The sequence below is a fragment of the Stenotrophomonas sp. 10N36 genome (assembly GCF_056395005.1).
Genome location: NZ_JBFTIS010000007.1, coordinates 68,889 through 85,484 on the forward strand (window position 1 = coordinate 68,889; position 16,596 = coordinate 85,484).

A 16,596-nucleotide genomic window follows, 5' to 3' on the forward strand; every position below is an offset into this window, starting at 1 on the left:
CATCCAGCGAGTCGCTACCGATCAGGAGAGCGACGATCCCAGCTCCTTCATGCGCCGCCTATGCAGGGACAACACCATCACCGCCAGCACCGCGGCCGACGCGCCCGTCAGCGGGATGGACGCCAATGACGCATAACTGATCGTGAGGCCGCCCAATGCACCGCCCAGCGCAGTCCCCAGATTGAAAGAGGCAATGTTCAACCCCGCCGCCACCGAACTGTAGGCGGGAATGAAGCGCTGGGCCTGCCTGAGCAGTCGCAGCGTCAGCAGGGTCACGATGGCGAAGAAGCAGATGCCCAGCGTGCCGATCAGGACCATCATCAGCACCGGCATGCTTGCCACGCCGTACAGACCGAGCAGATTCAGCGCCAAGGCGACCAACGCCAGCCGAATGCTGCGATCCACGTCCATCGCGTCGGCAAGGAAGCCTCCCAGGAGATTGCCGGCGATCGCACAGATGCCGAACAGCAGCATCCCCATACTCAGCCACTGCACGCCCACCGCAGTAACCTGCTGCAGGTAGGGCGAGACGAACGTAAAGAACGAGAACGTGGCAATACTGACAAGCGCGCCGATACCGGCGGTGATCAGCAGCTGGGGGTGGGTGATGGCCTTGATGCCCTTCCATGCGCCAGCGCCGGTTGACTCCACCTCGGCCACGCCGCGCGGCATGCACAGCACCAGCCCAAGCATGCCCCCCACACTGAGCACGCCGATAGCCATGAACACCACGCGCCAGGACCACAGGCTTCCCAGATAGGTGCCGAGCGGAACGCCGATGGCCAGTGCGAGCGTCAGCCCGATCCACACCACCGACAGCGCCCGACCGGATCGCTGTGGATCCACCAGCCGGGTGGCCGCGTCGGAGGCCACCGCCATGAACACGCCGTGGCCCAGGCCGACCACGAAGCGGACAGCCAGCAGAACCACCAGATTGGGCGATGCACTCATCAGCAGGCTGCCCACCCCAAGCAAGGCCGTAGCCAGCAACAGGATATGCCTGTCCCGCCAGTGGGCGACCAGCGCGGTGATGAACGGCGCCCCGATGGCGGCACCCAGTGCGTAAGCGGCAATGGCCGTACCGACCAGGGAAATCGGCGCATCCAGATCGTCGGCAATGGCGGTCAACAGCCCCGCGACGACGAACTCGGAGAGACCGAACGCGAATGCGCACAGCGAAAATACATAGATGGCGGCGGGCATTGCGGATCCTCAACAGCGGGGCTGCCGAAGACTAGTGGCTCGCCTGATGCGGGTGAAGGACTGTCTGCATACCGCACCAAGACGCGGCGCGTCTCATCCGATCAGGGCGATGGCAATGTCTCCAGGACCGCCTGTATCAACCGGTCGCGGATCGCCGATGCCCGGGTCTCGTTCCACGCCATGAACAGGTCCAGGCGGGACAGCGCATCGGAAGCGTCCGCCTGGAGCGGGCGGAACACCACGTCCGTCCGCGCATTCGTCGCCAGGGACGCAGGCAGCAGCGCTACGCCGAACCCAGCGGCCACCAGGGCGATCAGCGTCTGCATCTGTCGGCCGTGCTGCACGATGTCGGGAACAAACCCCGCTGCGTGGCACAGGCTGAGGAGCTGGTCATGGAACCCCTTGCCGAGCGTCCGCGGTGAGGCGACGAACGCGTCGTCCTTGAGCAGCTCCAGCGCGATGGTCGGGGCCGCTTCCAGCCGATGGCCGGCAGGCAGCGCGACGACAATCGGTTCGCTGGACACGGTGGCCATGCGCAGGTGCGGGACAGACGTTCCGGGCGTCCGCATGAACCCAATATCCGCCCTGCCCTCCTCCAGCGCGATCACCTGCTCCTGGGTAGTGGCTTCCACCATGGTGAACGAAATGCCGGGGGAAGCATGTCGGAAACCGCGAAGCGCGCGTAGCAGAGGCGTGTAGGGCGCGATGTTGATGAAGGTCAGCGTAAGGTGGCCCTCAATACCTTCCGCCACCCGCCGCGTCTGCGCCACGCCCTCCTCCAACGCGCGCAAGGTGCTGCGCGCAGTGACAAGGAATGCCACCCCGGCCGGGGTCAGCGCCACACTGCGGTTGGTGCGGACGAAGAGCGGCGCACCGACGGCGCTCTCAAGCTTGCGGATTGCCTGGCTCAGCGGGGGCTGGGCCATGTGCAGCCGCTCGGCGGCACGATTGAAATGCAGCTCTTCGGCAACGGCAACGAACTGTTGGAGCAGGCGGGTCTCGATCACTGAAACGCCACACCTCTTGTTTCCCCTGGATTGGGCGTGGTCAACATAGCAAATCACTGCGCCTGGGGCGCCGACGCGATCTCGATATCAACGCCCCCCGGGGGTGTATGCAGCGTTGCGCGAACGGCTGGCAGAGTTGGAGGCGAACCGGGCGATCACCTGCGCCATGGACAGGTAGACGCGAGCTACACCGTGCGACCTGCATCGGGGGGTAGAGCCACCGCATGGGTGGCTGCCGTGCGACCGGGATCATTGGGGCGTCAGCCGCCCACCGACGTGGGTATCAATCGGCGCGGCAGTGGTGACGGAACAACACTGCGGCCCATCACGACAATCCCGTCACGGGTTTCCGGAGATGCTCTGCTCATTCCCCCTGTTCAGGAGCAACGATGCCCACCTCAGCATCTTTTGTCATTCGCTCCTTTGAAGCGAGCTATGCCTCTTCCGGCGAAGTAGATCGCATTCTGGCGCTCACTGTCGAATGCGGCCATTGCAGCACAACCACTGCCTCAACCCTTGGCTCCCTGATGGAGCTTCCAGGTGGTGCGCTTTTTCGCTGTGGGCAGTGCGGCTCGCATCACGCCGTCAGCAATGCGCGGCTCTCAGCTATTGGCGAGCCTTCCAGGCGTTCTGCGGAGCACGCGTTGGCACGGGAAATACAGCTCAACCCAATGCTGCCAGTGGCCCATCGAGCTCTGGCCATCGAAACGAGATAGTAGCCGGCGGACGTCCTGGCCTTGGCCTCGACGTCCATGCTCACCGTCCTGATGAGCTGCCCTTGGACGTCGCATTCTTGTCCCCGTCGGACGGCGCGTCGGGGTCTTCCTTCCCGGCGTGAGCATGTCCGCCCGTCGGGTCTTCGATCTGGATGACCTTCCCCTTCTGCCACGCATCGGCGCCTGCATCGATTGAGGGCGCGGCGATGTCGGCACGGCGCTTTCGCTTGTCCTCACTACTGACCCCGAGCCGGGCGTCACGGGCAGCAACCATCGCCGGGTCCGCCTGGCCATCCGCGGTGAATCCCGTCATCAGCTGCGGCATGCCTCGGGGCAGGTCCTTGTCCAGGTCTGTGTGCCAGGTGTGCCAGGTCTTTCCGTACGTATGGATCAGCTTCTCCATCAGCGCGTGCTCGGCCACCTCGGGAATCCCTGGCGCGATGAGCTGCCCGGATGTCACCTCTTGAACGTGGCTGTGCCATAGCGCCTTTTCCTGCTCGGGAAGGCCTGCAAAGAGCGTCTCACTGATGATGTATTCCACCCCCATCAACTTGGCGTCTTTCACGTTGCCGTCGTAGATCGTGCACTGGATGACATCCTCGTTGAGGATGGCGCAGTAGTGATGAGCTTCCATCTGGACCTTCATCTGACCGTTGTAGAAATGGAATCCGTCCAGATAGGCGTTGATGGCATCGACCGGCGGTCGGTTCTGCAGCACGGCTGCCCCGGTCTCGAGCGCTTTGGTTTTCGCGGTTTCTTCGGCCCCGGGCGCTTGGACGCTGGATGCTGTGTTGCCGCCACCGCACCCGGACAAGGCGAAGATCACAGCGGCACATACGACGGCTCGATGCATTGCGGCTCCTCCTGAACGTCCAAAACGATCCGACTTTGCGTTCCAGACGCAGGACGTGCGGCGATGTTCAGTGCGGAACATTCCCACCGACCGTCACTTGCCCAGATGCTTGCCAACCGCTACCGCGGTCGGCCCTACGGCCTTGGTCCACTACTGGACCTCTTTCTAGCCCCCCAACGGTGGGGCGCGGGTGAACATGCATTGCATGCCCCTTCACCCCTTCCATCCTGAATTGCGGCCTCTGGGCCAAGCGCGGGAGCGGGTTCAACGACTCGTGCGAGGCGGTCACCAATGCCTGAACGACGCAAGGAAAGGGGTGTGCAGGCCGTGCGCCAAGGGCCACATGGCGTGCGTGTAGCAGATCTTCACGGATCTGCGCACACGCCTAACGAGAGTGCGCCTAGCTTCAGCGCTCCACCCACCACCAACCCGGAGAATCCTCATGGCGATCAAGACCGCAGAAGACCTGTTCATCCACGAACTGTCGGACATTTACAGCGCGGAGAAGCAGATGGCCAAGGCGCTGCCCCGCCTGGCGCGCGCTGCCACCGACCCGGACCTGGCCGCCGCCTTCGAAACCCATCTTGAGGAGACCCAGGGCCAGATCGAGCGCATCGACCAGGTCGTCGAACTGCTGGGCATTCGGCTCAAGCGCATCAAGTGCGCCGCCATGGAGGGGTTGGTTGAGGAGGGGAAAGAAGCCATCGACAGCATCGAGGAAGGCCCCGTGCGCGATGCCGCGCTTATCGGCGGCGCCCAGAAGGTTGAACACTACGAGATCGCGTCCTACGGCACCATCGCTGCCCTCGCCAAGCAGCTGGGTTACAAGGACGCGCTTCCGCTTCTGCTGGAAACCCTGGAAGAAGAAAAGGCAACCGATGAGAAGCTGACGATCCTGGCCAAGTCCGGCGGCAACGCCAAGGCGGCAAAGGCCGCCTGAGGCCCATGGCTCGGATTCAGCAGTGATCCACGGAGCGGCATGGACCGCCGCTCCTTCACTCCAGCCTCTGATGGAGCCTCACGGCCAAACGGGCGATTAAGGCGCCAGAACAGCTATGCGTATGCCCAGCCCTGCGCTCCTGATCATCGACATGTTCACGTTGTTCGATTTCCCGGACGCCGACCAAGTAAAGCCCAAGGCTTTGGAAGCCGCGCGGCACATCGCAAGGCTCGCGCAGCATTTCCGGGATCGAGGCCATCCGGTCATCTACGCTAACGACAACTTCGCCAACTGGCAGATGGATTTCAAAGAGCTGGTGAGGCTCTGTTTGGCCACGGAGGGTGCGTCATCGGGGATCGCCAAGATCCTCCAGCCGGAGCATGGCGACTACTTCGTGCTCAAGCCCAAACACTCGGCGTTCCTCGCTACCCCGCTCGCCGTGCTGCTTGCCAAGCTCGGCGTGAGGGAACTCGTGGTTGCCGGGATGACGGCGGAGTCATGCATCACGGCCACATGTTTCGATGGCAATGCCAGGGAGTATGAAACGATCGTGATTCGGGAAGCGGTTGCCGGCATCGGCGCCCGAAAGACCACTGCATTACGACTGCTCGAAGCGTCCAAGGCAGCCACCGTCCTCAAACTGGCCAGCTACCTGCGCCGCTGAGGCGTCGAATGAATACGTCCTCTGCCGCCGTCTCAGCCGTCCCCTGTTACATAAGGAGGCGACTCCCCATAGGTGGACGTGGTGGCGTCTGCATCGAAGCCGTTGTATGCGGTGCGCCGTCAGCGGCCAGATGGGGCGCTTCCGGAGACCCGATGCCGGTCTGTTCAAGGCCCTCCTGAACCGCTACAAGCAGCCGGCTCGCACAGCGAACGGCGCTCCCCAGGGCCGGATCCAGCCCCACAAGGTAAACGAAGCATCCGTCGAACTTCGCCGACGCCGTCTCCAGGCCCTCTGAATAGGTCATCTCGCGTTTGAGCGCCTTGAACCAGCGCTTGGGCGGCTCGGCGTCCAGCTCGATCACGACGGCGGCTTCGCCGAAGTCCAGCGGCATTGCTTCGATCCTCACCACCTTGGGGCTTGACGGGGTCTTTTGTCTGGCGGCCATTGCCCTTCTCCTCTGGAACAATGACGGAGAAGTATCCGCAGCAGGCGCCAAGACCGCGTCAAAATTCGCGCGCGCCTGGCAGTGGCGCCGCGTAGGCCCGCAGGAAGAGCGCGACGGTTGCATCGGGCCCGGACACTGGCCTGTCCCCTTGGGGTAAGCCATGTTCTGTGAGGAGCAGCCTCAGGAACTTCTCGCTGTCTGCGGCGTGGGTCGGGCGGCTGGACGCCTTCGTGAATGCGTCTTCTGCAAGCTTGAAATACGGTGCAAGCATCGCGTTCCAGTGTTCCCTGTAGACATCATGGGCCGGGCCAGAGTGCGACAACGCCCGGCAGAACGCCTGGCACGACGCATCTGCCGCCAATCGCCCGATGCCGTCAGTGATACGCCTCAGCGCGTCGCCGAGATCGGCAACCCCGTGCATGTCGAGCACGCCTGACGGCATCGATGCCAGGTGGCCGTCCATGACCGCCCTGTAAAGCCGCTCCTTGTCACGATAGTGCGCGTAGAGGGTGACCTTCGTGACGCCGCAGACCGTCGCGATGCGCCTCATCGTTGCCCGCTCAAAGCCCTCCTCCGCAAAAACAGTGGCCGCTGCTTCACGGATGCACCGCCTGGCGCTCTCCCTCGCCCTCTCCCAGCGGAGGCTGGTTTTGCTTGCGCAACGGGTCGAGGCCGCGGTGTTCACAGGCGCCGGAACAGCGCGCTGGCATTCACGCCGCCAAAGCCGAACCCGTTGGTCAGGGCGAACGCCATGTCCGCCTTCCGCGGCACGCCGCCTACAATCGACAGTCCTTCGGCCAGCGGATCCGGTCGCATCAGATTGAGCGTCGCCGGCGCGATCTGATCACGCAGAGCGAGCACGGTGAAGATGGCTTCGATGCCACCTGCTGCCCCGAGCAGATGCCCGGTGCTGGACTTGGTGGCAGAGATCAGAAGATCGGGTCGGGTACCAAACAGCGCGCGCATCGCCGCAAGCTCTGCCCGGTCGCCCACCTGGGTGGAGGTGGCGTGCGCATTGATGTGATCGACCTGCGCAGGCGTAATGCCTGCCTGCGCCAGCGCGATCTCCATCGCCCGGCGGGCCCCGCTGCCGTCCTCGGGCCCGGCCGTCAGATGGTAGGCATCGGAGGTCGTGCCGTAGCCAACCAGTTCGGCCAGCGGTTTGGCGCCACGCGCCAAGGCGTGGTCCAGACGCTCGATCACCAGCAACCCTGCCCCTTCGGACATGACGAACCCGTCCCGCTGCTCATCGAAAGGACGAGACGCTGCTTGGGGTGTGTCATTGAACGACGTGCTGAGCGCCTTGGCCGCTGCGAATCCACCCAGGCTGACCCGATGCATCGCCGCCTCCGCCCCACCGCACAGCGCGATGTCCGCCTCACCGGACCGGATGAGACGCGCCGCATCACCAATGGCCTGGACACCCGCCGCGCATGCCGTGACGGGCGCGCCCTGCGGGCCCTTGAACCCGTAACGGATCGACGCCTGCCCCGCCGCCATGTTGGCCAGGAAGGTCGGCGCAGTGAACGGCGACAGCCGGCCAGGCCCGCGGCTGTCGGTGGTGTGGACCGCATTGACGATGGATCCAAACCCGCCGATCCCGGTGGCAATCACGGTCGCCGTTCGCAGCAGCCCGCGGGCATCGGCGTCCTGCCACCCCGCCTGCTCAAGCGCTTCGTGGGCGGCGACCAGCGCGAACTCCACGAACCGATCCATCTTCTTGAGATCTTTCGGCGCGATGATGCCGGTCGAATCGAAGCCGGCCTCGGGATCTTGAATACGGTCAGGCACGCGGCCACCCACTTCACAGCCGGTTCCCGCCGCAAGCTCGGCCCCCAGCGATCCAATGCCGGAGCGCCCGGCAAGGAGGCGCGACCAGACGGTCTCCACCCCGCAGCCGAGAGGACTGACCACGCCCATTCCGGTCACCACGATGCGATCTTTGTCGGCACTGCTCATACATCACTTCCCATATAAAAGAGGTCCGGGCCAGTGTCAGGCAACGGGGGTCTTTTCCGCTCGGACCTTGAACCAGATGGCATACATCGCCGGCAGGAACACCAGCGTCATCACGGTGCCGGCAATGGTGCCGCCGATCAGCGTGTAGGCCAGCGTTCCCCAGAACACCGAATGGGTCAGTGGAATGAAGGCCAGCACCGCTGCCAGCGAGGTCAGGATCACCGGGCGCGCCCGGTGAACCGTGGCCTCGATGATGGCGTGGAAGGTCTCCATGCCGGCTTCTTCGTTCTCGTGGATCTGACCGATGAGGATGAGCGTGTTGCGCATCAGGATGCCCGACAACGCAATCAATCCCACCAGCGCGTTGATGCCGAACGGCTGCTGGAACAGCAGCAGGGTGGGCACTACGCCAATCAGCCCCAACGGACTGGTCATGAACACCATGATCATCGCGGAGATGGATCGCACCTGCAGAATGATGATCAGCAGGGTCACTGCCAGCATGATCGGGAACAGCGGCAGCATGGCGCTCATTGCCTTGCCCGATTCCTCGATGGACCCGGCCTGGGCAATGGCGTAGCCCTCGGGCAGCGCGGCAATGAGGGGCTCAAGCTGCTTGCTGATCGCGGCGGATACATCCGGTGGCTGCAATGCGTCGTCAATATCACCGCGCACGGTGATGGTGGGTACCCGATCGCGACGGCGCAGCACCGGCTCTTCCATCCGGACCTCGACCGAGCCGATCTGGGACAGCGGCACGCGCTGGCCAGCAGCACCGACCAAGGTGAAGTCCGCGATCCGCGCAGGATCCAGGCGTGTGTCGCCGCCTGACCGAGCGACAACCTCGACGGTGCGGATGTCCTCGCGCACGGCAGTGACCGGCACCCCGCTCAGGAAGAACTGCAGTTGCTGCGATACAGAGGCAGACGTCATTCCCATGGCTTGCAGGCGGTCCTGATCCAGCGTGAAATGCAGCGTTGGCGTGCGCACGCCCCAATCGGTGTTGACCGTGCGCATCATCGGGCTGGCGTGCAGGGTCTGCTCGACTTTGGCCGCGATGCCCCGGATGACGTCCGGATCCGGACCACTGACCCGATACGCCACCGGGTAAGGCGAGTAAGGCCCAAACACCAGCTGGGTCACGCGCACCCGCGCCTCGGGCGCCAAGCCCTCCGCCACCGCCTGACGCAGTCGTGCTTTCAGCGCATCGCGCTGTTCCTGGCTGTCGGTACGCACCACGATCTTGGCGAACGCCGGATCGGGCAGTTCCGGGGAAATGGCGAGGTAGAACCGGGGCGCGCCCTGACCGATGTAGGCCGTGACGATCTTCGCTTCTTCCTGCCCAGCGAGCCACTGCTCCACCTTCCTGGTGGCCAGGTTGGTCTGCTCGATGGCCGTGCCGTAGGGCATCTGCACTTCGACCAGCACTTCCGGGCGATCGGAAATGGGGAAGAACTGCTTTTTCACCAGCCCCATGCCCACCACAGCAAGCACGAACAAGCCGATCACCGAACCCGCCGCAAGCCACTTGCGTGCAATCACCCGCGCCAGGATCGACCGGAAGCGGTTGTAGCGCGGCGTGTCGTAAAGACTGCTGTGCCCGCCTTCCACAGTCTTGAGTTCAGGGAGAAGCTTCACCCCCAGGTACGGCGTAAAGAACACCGCGACCACCCACGACACGATCAGCGCGATGCCCACGATCCAGAACATGTTGCTGGTGTATTCGCCGGCAGTGGACCGGGCGAAACCATTGGGCATGAAGCCCACCGCAGTCACCAGGGTGCCGGCCAGCATGGGCGCCGCCGTATGGCTCCATGCGTAGGCCGATGCCTTGACCCGGCTATAGCCCTCTTCCATCTTCACGACCATCATTTCGATGGCGATGATGGCGTCGTCCACCAACAGGCCGAGCGCCAGGATCAGCGAGCCGAGCGTGATGCGGTCAAAGTTCTTACCGGTTGCGGCCATCACCATGAACACAGCAGCCAGCGTCAGCGGCACTGCGGCCGCCACCACCACCCCCACGCGCCAGCCCATGCTGACAAAGCACACCAGCATCACCACCAGCAGCGCGGCGAAGAACTTCATCATGAACTCGTCGACCGACGCGCTGATGTTCACCGCCTGATCGGTCACCTTGTCCAATGCCATCCCGACCGGCAGCCCCTGATTGATCTTCTTGACCTCCGCGTCGAGTGAGGCGCCAAGATCCAGGCCGTTCCAGCCGTCCCGCATGACGATGCCCAGCAGCATGGCAGGCTCGCCACCGTTGCGGATCATGAAGGTCGAGGGGTCTTCATAGCCACGCTTCACGGTGGCGATGTCCTGCAGTTTCAGGGTCTTGCCCTGCGCGACGATGGGCGTATCGCGGATCTTTTCCAGCTGATCCAGCGCGCCATCCAGCCGAATGAAAATCTGCGGGCCCTTGGCCTCGACCGAGCCTGCCGGGGTCAACGCGTTCTGTCCGTTCAGCGCCCCGAACACGTCCTGCGGCGTGATGCCCAAATTCGCCAACCGCTCGTGGGAAAGCTCCACATAGATGCGCTCGGACTGCTCACCGATGATGTTGACCTTCTTCACGCCGGGCACGTGCAGCAAGCGCTGGCGCAGGGTTTCGGCATCGCGCGCCAATGCGCGGAAGGGTTCGCCCTTCGCCTTCAACGCAAACAGCGCAAACGTGACATCCGCGTACTCGTCGTTGACCATCGGGCCGATCACGCCTGCGGGCAGGTTTGCGGCCTCGTCCGCCATCTTCTTGCGCGCCTGGTAGAACTCTTCCTGCACCTGCGACGGTGGCGTGCCGTCCTGCAACGTCAGTGTGGTGAAGGACAAGCCAGGCCGGGTGTAGGTTTCGCTGCGGTCATACCAGCGCAGCTCCTGCAGACGCTTTTCCAGCTTCTCGGCGACCTGGTCCTGCATTTCCGTGGGCGTAGCCCCAGGCCAGGCCGTCACGATGGTCATGACTTTGACGGTGAACGCGGGGTCCTCTGCCCGGCCAAGCTGGAAGAACGACACGATGCCGGCAACCGAGATCAGGAAGATCAGAAAGACGGTGATGGCGCGCTCGCGCACGGCAAGCGCCGACAGATTGAACCCACTCACCGCTGGGCTCCGGTTGCCACTGCGCGCTTGGCCGTGTCGGCCAGACGAACCACCTGCCCTTCGCGGAGCAGGTGAGCGCCTAGAGCCGCCACGCGATCCGATGCCTTGAAAGCCCCCTCAACCAACGCCTTGTCATCGCCCAGTTGCTTGACGGCTACCGGCGTCCACGTGGCCTTGAGCGGCTCACCCCCGATCACCCAGACACCGGGTCCGGTGCCAGGATCGAACAGGGCGCCCAACGGAACCTCCACGCCTGCCGACGCACCGGTAGCTGCTGCACCGCCAAGTTCAACCGTCACCGTTGAACCCAGCGGCAGCGCCGTGCTGCCCTCTTCCAGGGTGTAGCGGGCTTCAAACGTACGGGTTGCGGGGTCGGCCGATTCAGAGAGCACGCGCAAGCGCGCGGGGATCGTGCCGCTTCCCCCGAACGACGACGCCAGGGCCACCGAACCAATCTGGGGACGAAGTGTCTCCGGCAACTGGACGACCGCCTCTCGGCTGCCCGCACGGGCAAGCCGGGCAACCACCTGCCCCGCCGCCACAACCTGACCGGGCTCAGCAGAGATGGTCATGACCACCCCGTCGGCATCGGCAACGAGCGCGGTGTAGTGGCTGGCATTGCGCGCAACCCGGGCCTGGGATTCGGCCGCGTTGAGTGTTGCAGCCGCCGCGTCGGCCGCCGCTTTGATCTGGTCGTAAGACGACCGTGACACCACACCCTTGGCCGCCAGATCGCGATACCGCGCTTCATCCGCCGTGGCCTGCACGCTTTGCGCACGGGCAGCGATGACGGCCTGCTGCTGAGAGGCCGCGGCCAGGTTCAGGTCGTTGGGATCGATCCGGTAGAGCACATCGCCGCGCTTGACCGTCTGACCGGTCTCCACGAGGCGCTCAGTGACCTTGCCGCCGACCCGGAAGGCCAGATCGCTCTGCACCTTTGCGGCGATGGTGCCCGTAAACGTGCGTGCGTTTCCCGCGCCCGGTTGCACATGGGCAACCCGGACGATGGGCGGCGCGGTCCGGGGGTCGATGTCATCCGACGTTCCGCAGGCCGCAAGGAATAACGGAACAACACAGGAGATGGCTGTGAGTACAAAACGGCGCCGCATACGGTCTTCCGGAGTGGGGTATCCGGAGGCATTCTGTTCCTAGTGACCGTTTTCGTCAATAGTCACTCTCATTGCGGGGCAAGACTCCTGAGCACCAGGTCCTGCAAGGCCGTAGGCGCTTCCGCATGCAGAGCCGCCAGGTGTGGAAGCGTCACTGGGTTCAGATAGGGAACCAGGACCTGATAGACCGCCTGGCTGGTCGCTTCGAGCGGCGTCGCGCGCTCAAACACGCCGGACGCGCGCCCCTCTTTCAGGATCTCTTCCACCAGCTGCCGGATGCGGCCTTTGTAGGCCTGGGTCGAGGGCCATTGATCCGTCGCGGCCGCCACGGCGATTTCATAGAGGCGGCGATCCTGGAGGAACAGGCGAAGACTGGCCTCCACGATCACGGTAAACAGCACCCGCAGCCTGTCAGGCGGGGTTTGAACCCCCTCCAGGGCCGCATGCACCTCGCCTTCGATCTGCGCCAGGCAATTGGTGCAGATGACCTCCCCGATGGCCTGCTTGGAGGCAAAAAACTTGTAGATGTACGCCTTGGAGAAGCCGATGGCCTTGGCCAGGTCAGACACCGTGGTCTTGTCGTAGCCGTAGTGACTGAAGTGCGCGGTGGCCGCCTCGATGATCTGCGTGCGCACGTCGTGCTCAGCGGGGCCACGCCCGGCATCAAGCGCTGCGGAGGATGAAGTAGACATCGGGGAAGCGTAGCGCTGCGCGGTGACGCGGGCAAATAGTGACCAATCGGGTATGGGTTTACCCACGGCCGTTGTTGATTCCCGTGCGGCTTCTCAAGTCGCCATCCCCACAGGGGCCGCGCGCTTACCTGCGCAGCTCACCCCTGAAGCGCGGCCTCAAGCCGCAGGTGCGTCCGGCAGCCGTGCCAGTATGTCGTTCCGACAGGCGTCCAGAATCTCGTCGGCCAGTGCCGCATCGTCCGGGCAGGACCGCGACAACACCACCGCGCCCACCGCCTGCGCAATCAGCGCGATCCGCCGCGCACGGCTGCGCTCGGCGGCGGCAGCATCAATCTGGCCATCGCGACCTGAGCCGTCCTCCAGCTGCGCTTCGATACCGGTTGCAAACGCAGCCTTGACCGACGCCGGCTGACGCGCGGCATCCGTGCACAGCGCCGCCATCGTGCAGCCTTGCCCCGGCGTATCCCGGTGTTCGCGGGACAGGTAGTAGGTCAGGAAGGCGCGCAGATCGGTCCCGGCCAATGCCTCGGCGGATGTCGCAAAGCCACAGGCGGCCGCTTCCGCCATCAGGTCGGCCTTAGACCCGAAGTGCTTATAGAAGCCGCCGTGCGTAAAGCCCGCGGCCCCCATCAGGTCTGCTACGCCCACGCCGTCGTATCCCCGCTCCCGGAACAGGGTGGAGGCGGTTTCGACGATGTGCGCCCGGTTGGCCTGCGCCTGTGCCTTGGTGACCTTCATGAACGATGCCCTGCAACGCGGTGCTGCGGAAGTACGGCACTTTACCACACTTAGATTACGCGCATCATCAAACCATTGACATCTAAGATTACGGTCATCATCATTGCGCCACCACTACCCCGGAGCGGGCTTCCGCCCTCCGCAACGCTCCCTCAACGATCACGACCCCACACCCCATGACGACCCCGACGCTCTTCCAGCCCTACTCCCTTGGCCCGCTGACGCTGGTCAACCGCATCGTGATGGCCCCGCTGACGCGCAACCGCGCCGGCGCCGGTCTGGTGCCCAGCCCGCTGGCCGCCACCTACTACGCCCAGCGCGCCTCGGCCGGCCTGATCATCACCGAGGCCACCCAGATCTCGGCCCAGGCCCAGGGCTACCAGGACACGCCGGGGCTCTACACCCAGGACCAGATCGACGGCTGGCGCGCGGTCACCGATGCCGTGCATGCCCGCGGCGGGCGCATCTTCGTGCAGCTGTGGCACGTGGGCCGCATCTCGCACGTGGATCTGCAGCCCGGCAATGCCTCACCCGTCTCCGCCTCGGCCATCCGCGCGCAGACCAAGACCTTCGTTCACAACGGCTTTGTTGACGTGTCCGAACCGCGCGCATTGGCGATCGACGAGCTGCCGGCCATCGTCAACGACTTCGGCCAGGCTGCCGCCAATGCCATCGCCGCCGGTTTTGACGGCGTGGAAATCCACGGTGCCAACGGCTACCTGCTGGAACAGTTCATCAAGGACGGCGCCAACCAGCGCACCGACGCCTACGGCGGCTCCATCGAGAACCGCGCGCGCCTGCTGCTGGAGGTCACCGCCGCCGTCGCCGAAGAGATCGGCGCGGATCGCACCGGCGTGCGCATCTCGCCCGTGTCGCCGGCCAACGCCATCGCCACGGTCAGCGACCCGCAGCCGCAGTACGACTACATCGTCGACCAGCTCAGCGCGCTGGGCATCGTCTACCTGCATGTGGTTGAAGGCGCGACGGGCGGCCCGCGTGACCTGGCGCCCTTCGACTTCGATGGGCTCCGCGGTCGTTTCAAGGGCACCTACCTTGCCAACAACGGCTACGACCTGGACCTGGCCAGCGCACACCTCGCCGAAGGCAAGGCAGACCTCATCGCGTTTGGCCGTGCCTTCATCAGCAATCCCGATCTGGTGGAACGCCTGAAGACCGGCGCGCCCTTGAACGCATTGAACCCCGCCACGTTGTACGGCGGCGGCGCGGAGGGCTACACCGACTACCCCGCATTGACCGATGCGACGCCGCAGTAATCCGTTCGACAGCGTCGCGCTGCCCCCCTTCTCCGCCCACCCAATTCCAAGAGACACACCATGAGCCTGCTTCCCACCGTCCTCATCACCGGCGCCTCCAGCGGCATCGGCACCGTTTACGCCGAACGCTTCGCACGCCGCGGCCACGACCTGGTACTGGTCGCGCGCGACAAGACGCGCCTGGACACGCTGGCCGCCCGCCTGCGCCAGGACACCGGGGTCGCCGTAGACGTCCTGCCGGCCGACCTCACCCAGCCCACCGATCTGGCCATGGTGGAAACCCGCCTGCGCGACGATGCGCGCATCGGCATCCTGATCAACAACGCGGGCATCGCCCAGTCCGGCGGCTTCACCGCGCAATCGGCCGACAGCATCGACCAGCTGGTGACGCTGAACACGCTCGCCCTGACGCGCCTGGCCGCAGCCGTTGCACCGCGCCTGGCCGACGCCGGCGAAGGCGCGATCGTCAATATCGGCTCGGTAGTGGGCCTGGCGCCCGAGTTCGGCATGTCCGTCTACGGTGCGACCAAAGCGTTCGTGCTGTTCCTGTCGCAGGGGCTCAGCCTGGAGCTGTCGCCCAAGGGCGTCTACGTGCAGGCCGTGCTGCCTGCCGCCACGCGCACCGAGATCTGGGAGCGTGCCGGCATCGACATCAACACCTTGCCGGAGGTGATGGATGTCGGCGAACTGGTGGATGCCGCCCTGGTCGGCTTTGATCGCCGCGAAACCGTGACCATTCCGCCGCTGCATGTGGCCGCACGCTGGGACACGCTGGAGGCATCGCGCCAGGGCCTGCTCTCGGACGTCCGGCAGGCGCAGGCCGCAGAGCGCTATCGCCCATGAAAGCCTTCCTCATCGACCGGTACGGCAAGAAGGAAACGGGCCATATCGATGACGTGCCAACGCCGGCGCTGCGCGACGACGATGTGCTCATCCGCGTGCACGCGGCCAGCGTCAACGCGCTGGACCCCAAGATCCGGCGTGGCGAATTCAAGGTGATCCTGCCGTATCGCCTGCCGCTGATTCTGGGCAACGACCTGGCCGGCACGGTGGAGCGTGTCGGCGCCGGGGTTTCCCAGTTCAAACCGGGCGACGAGGTATACGCACGCCCCGACGATGATCGCATCGGGACGTTCGCCGAGTTCATCGCCGTCAGCGCCGCATCCGTGGCACTCAAGCCCCACAATGTCACCATGGTGGAGGCCGCCTCGCTGCCGCTGGTCGCGCTGACCGCGTGGCAGGCGCTGGTCGAAACCGCCCAGCTGAAACCGGGACAGAAGGTCTTCATCCAGGCGGGCTCCGGCGGCGTCGGCACCGTGGCGATCCAGCTGGCCAAACACCTTGGCGCGTTCGTTGCCACCACCACCAGCACCCCCAACGTGGCGTGGGTGAACGACCTGGGCGCGGATGTGGTCATCGATTACAGGCAGCAGGATTTCGCCACGGCACTGCGCGACTACGATGTGGTGCTCAACAGCCTGGGCAAGGATGAACTGGAGCGCTCGCTGCAGATCCTCAAGCCGGGTGGCCATCTCATCTCCATCTCGGGCCCGCCCACGCCCACCTTTGCGACCGCGCGCGGGTTGGCCTGGCCGCTCAAGCAGGTCATGCGCCTGCTCAGCCGAGGCATCCGCAGCAAGGCCAAGAGGAAGGGGGTGACGTATTCCTTCATCTTCATGCGGGCCGATGGGGCGCAGTTGGGCACCATCACATCGCTTGTTGAGTCCGGCGCAATCGTCCCGGTCATTGATCGGGTGTTTCCGTTCGAGGACACCCAAGGCGCGCTGGCCCATGTGGAGAGCGGGCGGGCGAAGGGGAAAGTGGTGGTGGAGCTGCCGTAGTTGGATCGCCCCCGCTGCGCGTGCCATCCAACCCGTAGATGCCGGTCAGGGGG

At 64.8% G+C, this 16,596-nt stretch carries 15 protein-coding genes; 5 read left to right on the forward strand and 10 right to left on the reverse strand.

Annotated features, from left to right (window positions below):
- Positions 1-21 precede the first annotated feature (21 nt).
- From AC1DCJ_RS09030 to AC1DCJ_RS09040, 3 genes are all read right to left on the reverse strand, one after another.
- On the reverse strand, positions 22-1,203 hold the full coding sequence (locus tag AC1DCJ_RS09030) for an MFS transporter (protein ID WP_478070739.1): 1,182 nt from the start codon (positions 1,201-1,203) through the stop codon (positions 22-24).
- Between the two features lie 101 nt (positions 1,204-1,304).
- Complete coding sequence (locus AC1DCJ_RS09035; RefSeq protein ID WP_478070740.1) at positions 1,305-2,210, reverse strand: LysR substrate-binding domain-containing protein; 906 nt, start codon at positions 2,208-2,210, stop codon at positions 1,305-1,307.
- Between the two features lie 756 nt (positions 2,211-2,966).
- The gene (locus AC1DCJ_RS09040; protein WP_478070741.1) at positions 2,967-3,779 is read right to left on the reverse strand and encodes an OBAP family protein; all 813 of its coding nucleotides are present in this window, start codon (positions 3,777-3,779) and stop codon (positions 2,967-2,969) included.
- Positions 3,780-4,221: 442 nt separating this feature from the next.
- Here AC1DCJ_RS09040 and AC1DCJ_RS09045 point away from each other — a divergent pair, with 442 nt between their 5' ends.
- Both AC1DCJ_RS09045 and AC1DCJ_RS09050 read left to right on the forward strand, forming a co-directional pair.
- Positions 4,222-4,719, forward strand: a complete 498-nt coding sequence (locus tag AC1DCJ_RS09045) for a YciE/YciF ferroxidase family protein (protein WP_038687788.1) — start codon at positions 4,222-4,224, stop codon at positions 4,717-4,719.
- Positions 4,720-4,840: 121 nt separating this feature from the next.
- Complete coding sequence (locus tag AC1DCJ_RS09050; protein WP_448136871.1) at positions 4,841-5,383, forward strand: cysteine hydrolase family protein; 543 nt, start codon at positions 4,841-4,843, stop codon at positions 5,381-5,383.
- 46 nt (positions 5,384-5,429) lie between these two features.
- On the opposite strand, the gene AC1DCJ_RS09055 is transcribed toward AC1DCJ_RS09050, so the two are convergent.
- From AC1DCJ_RS09055 to AC1DCJ_RS09085, 7 genes are all read right to left on the reverse strand, one after another.
- Positions 5,430-5,774 carry a hypothetical protein gene (locus AC1DCJ_RS09055; RefSeq protein WP_478070742.1) on the reverse strand — a complete coding sequence of 115 codons (345 nt, stop codon included), beginning with the start codon at positions 5,772-5,774 and terminating at the stop codon, positions 5,430-5,432.
- Between the two features lie 112 nt (positions 5,775-5,886).
- Positions 5,887-6,513 (reverse strand): TetR/AcrR family transcriptional regulator, encoded by a 627-nt coding sequence (locus tag AC1DCJ_RS09060; RefSeq protein ID WP_478070743.1) that lies wholly within the window; start codon positions 6,511-6,513, stop codon positions 5,887-5,889.
- The gene (gene fabF, locus AC1DCJ_RS09065) at positions 6,510-7,787 is read right to left on the reverse strand and encodes a beta-ketoacyl-ACP synthase II (protein ID WP_478070744.1); all 1,278 of its coding nucleotides are present in this window, start codon (positions 7,785-7,787) and stop codon (positions 6,510-6,512) included. Before fabF ends, AC1DCJ_RS09060 begins: the two co-directional genes overlap by 4 nt.
- A 36-nt stretch (positions 7,788-7,823) precedes the next feature.
- On the reverse strand, positions 7,824-10,889 hold the full coding sequence (locus AC1DCJ_RS09070; RefSeq protein ID WP_478070745.1) for an efflux RND transporter permease subunit: 3,066 nt from the start codon (positions 10,887-10,889) through the stop codon (positions 7,824-7,826).
- Entirely contained in the window at positions 10,886-11,998 is a 1,113-nt protein-coding gene (locus AC1DCJ_RS09075) for an efflux RND transporter periplasmic adaptor subunit (RefSeq protein WP_137189762.1), read from the reverse strand. Before AC1DCJ_RS09075 ends, AC1DCJ_RS09070 begins: the two co-directional genes overlap by 4 nt.
- 68 nt (positions 11,999-12,066) lie before the next feature.
- Positions 12,067-12,690 carry a TetR/AcrR family transcriptional regulator gene (locus tag AC1DCJ_RS09080; RefSeq protein ID WP_428712562.1) on the reverse strand — a complete coding sequence of 208 codons (624 nt, stop codon included), beginning with the start codon at positions 12,688-12,690 and terminating at the stop codon, positions 12,067-12,069.
- A 156-nt stretch (positions 12,691-12,846) separates the two neighbouring features.
- A complete protein-coding gene (locus tag AC1DCJ_RS09085; protein WP_313422516.1) occupies positions 12,847-13,428 on the reverse strand; it encodes a TetR/AcrR family transcriptional regulator in 582 nt (193 codons plus the stop codon).
- Positions 13,429-13,604: 176 nt separating this feature from the next.
- On the opposite strand from AC1DCJ_RS09085, the gene AC1DCJ_RS09090 reads away from it, so the two are divergent.
- The 3 genes from AC1DCJ_RS09090 to AC1DCJ_RS09100 are packed head-to-tail and all read left to right on the forward strand — an operon-like array spanning position 13,605 to position 16,543.
- Entirely contained in the window at positions 13,605-14,702 is a 1,098-nt protein-coding gene (locus tag AC1DCJ_RS09090) for an alkene reductase (protein ID WP_478070746.1), read from the forward strand.
- A gap of 60 nt (positions 14,703-14,762) precedes the next feature.
- On the forward strand, positions 14,763-15,545 hold the full coding sequence (locus AC1DCJ_RS09095) for an SDR family NAD(P)-dependent oxidoreductase (protein WP_478070747.1): 783 nt from the start codon (positions 14,763-14,765) through the stop codon (positions 15,543-15,545).
- On the forward strand, positions 15,542-16,543 hold the full coding sequence (locus AC1DCJ_RS09100; RefSeq protein ID WP_478070748.1) for an NADP-dependent oxidoreductase: 1,002 nt from the start codon (positions 15,542-15,544) through the stop codon (positions 16,541-16,543). Before AC1DCJ_RS09095 ends, AC1DCJ_RS09100 begins: the two co-directional genes overlap by 4 nt.
- The last annotated feature ends 53 nt before the right edge of the window (positions 16,544-16,596 follow it).

Coding starts and splice junctions, on each gene's coding strand:
- AC1DCJ_RS09030 (WP_478070739.1), bottom strand. CDS start 1,203: ATGCCCGCCGCCATCTATGTATTTTCGCTGTGCGCATTCGCGTTCGGT.
- AC1DCJ_RS09040 (WP_478070741.1), bottom strand. CDS start 3,779: ATGCATCGAGCCGTCGTATGTGCCGCTGTGATCTTCGCCTTGTCCGGG.
- AC1DCJ_RS09045 (WP_038687788.1), top strand. CDS start 4,222: ATGGCGATCAAGACCGCAGAAGACCTGTTCATCCACGAACTGTCGGAC.
- AC1DCJ_RS09050 (WP_448136871.1), top strand. CDS start 4,841: ATGCCCAGCCCTGCGCTCCTGATCATCGACATGTTCACGTTGTTCGAT.
- AC1DCJ_RS09055 (WP_478070742.1), bottom strand. CDS start 5,774: ATGCCGCTGGACTTCGGCGAAGCCGCCGTCGTGATCGAGCTGGACGCC.
- fabF (WP_478070744.1), bottom strand. CDS start 7,787: ATGAGCAGTGCCGACAAAGATCGCATCGTGGTGACCGGAATGGGCGTG.
- AC1DCJ_RS09075 (WP_137189762.1), bottom strand. CDS start 11,998: ATGCGGCGCCGTTTTGTACTCACAGCCATCTCCTGTGTTGTTCCGTTA.
- AC1DCJ_RS09080 (WP_428712562.1), bottom strand. CDS start 12,690: ATGTCTACTTCATCCTCCGCAGCGCTTGATGCCGGGCGTGGCCCCGCT.
- AC1DCJ_RS09085 (WP_313422516.1), bottom strand. CDS start 13,428: ATGAAGGTCACCAAGGCACAGGCGCAGGCCAACCGGGCGCACATCGTC.
- AC1DCJ_RS09090 (WP_478070746.1), top strand. CDS start 13,605: ATGACGACCCCGACGCTCTTCCAGCCCTACTCCCTTGGCCCGCTGACG.
- AC1DCJ_RS09095 (WP_478070747.1), top strand. CDS start 14,763: ATGAGCCTGCTTCCCACCGTCCTCATCACCGGCGCCTCCAGCGGCATC.
- AC1DCJ_RS09100 (WP_478070748.1), top strand. CDS start 15,542: ATGAAAGCCTTCCTCATCGACCGGTACGGCAAGAAGGAAACGGGCCAT.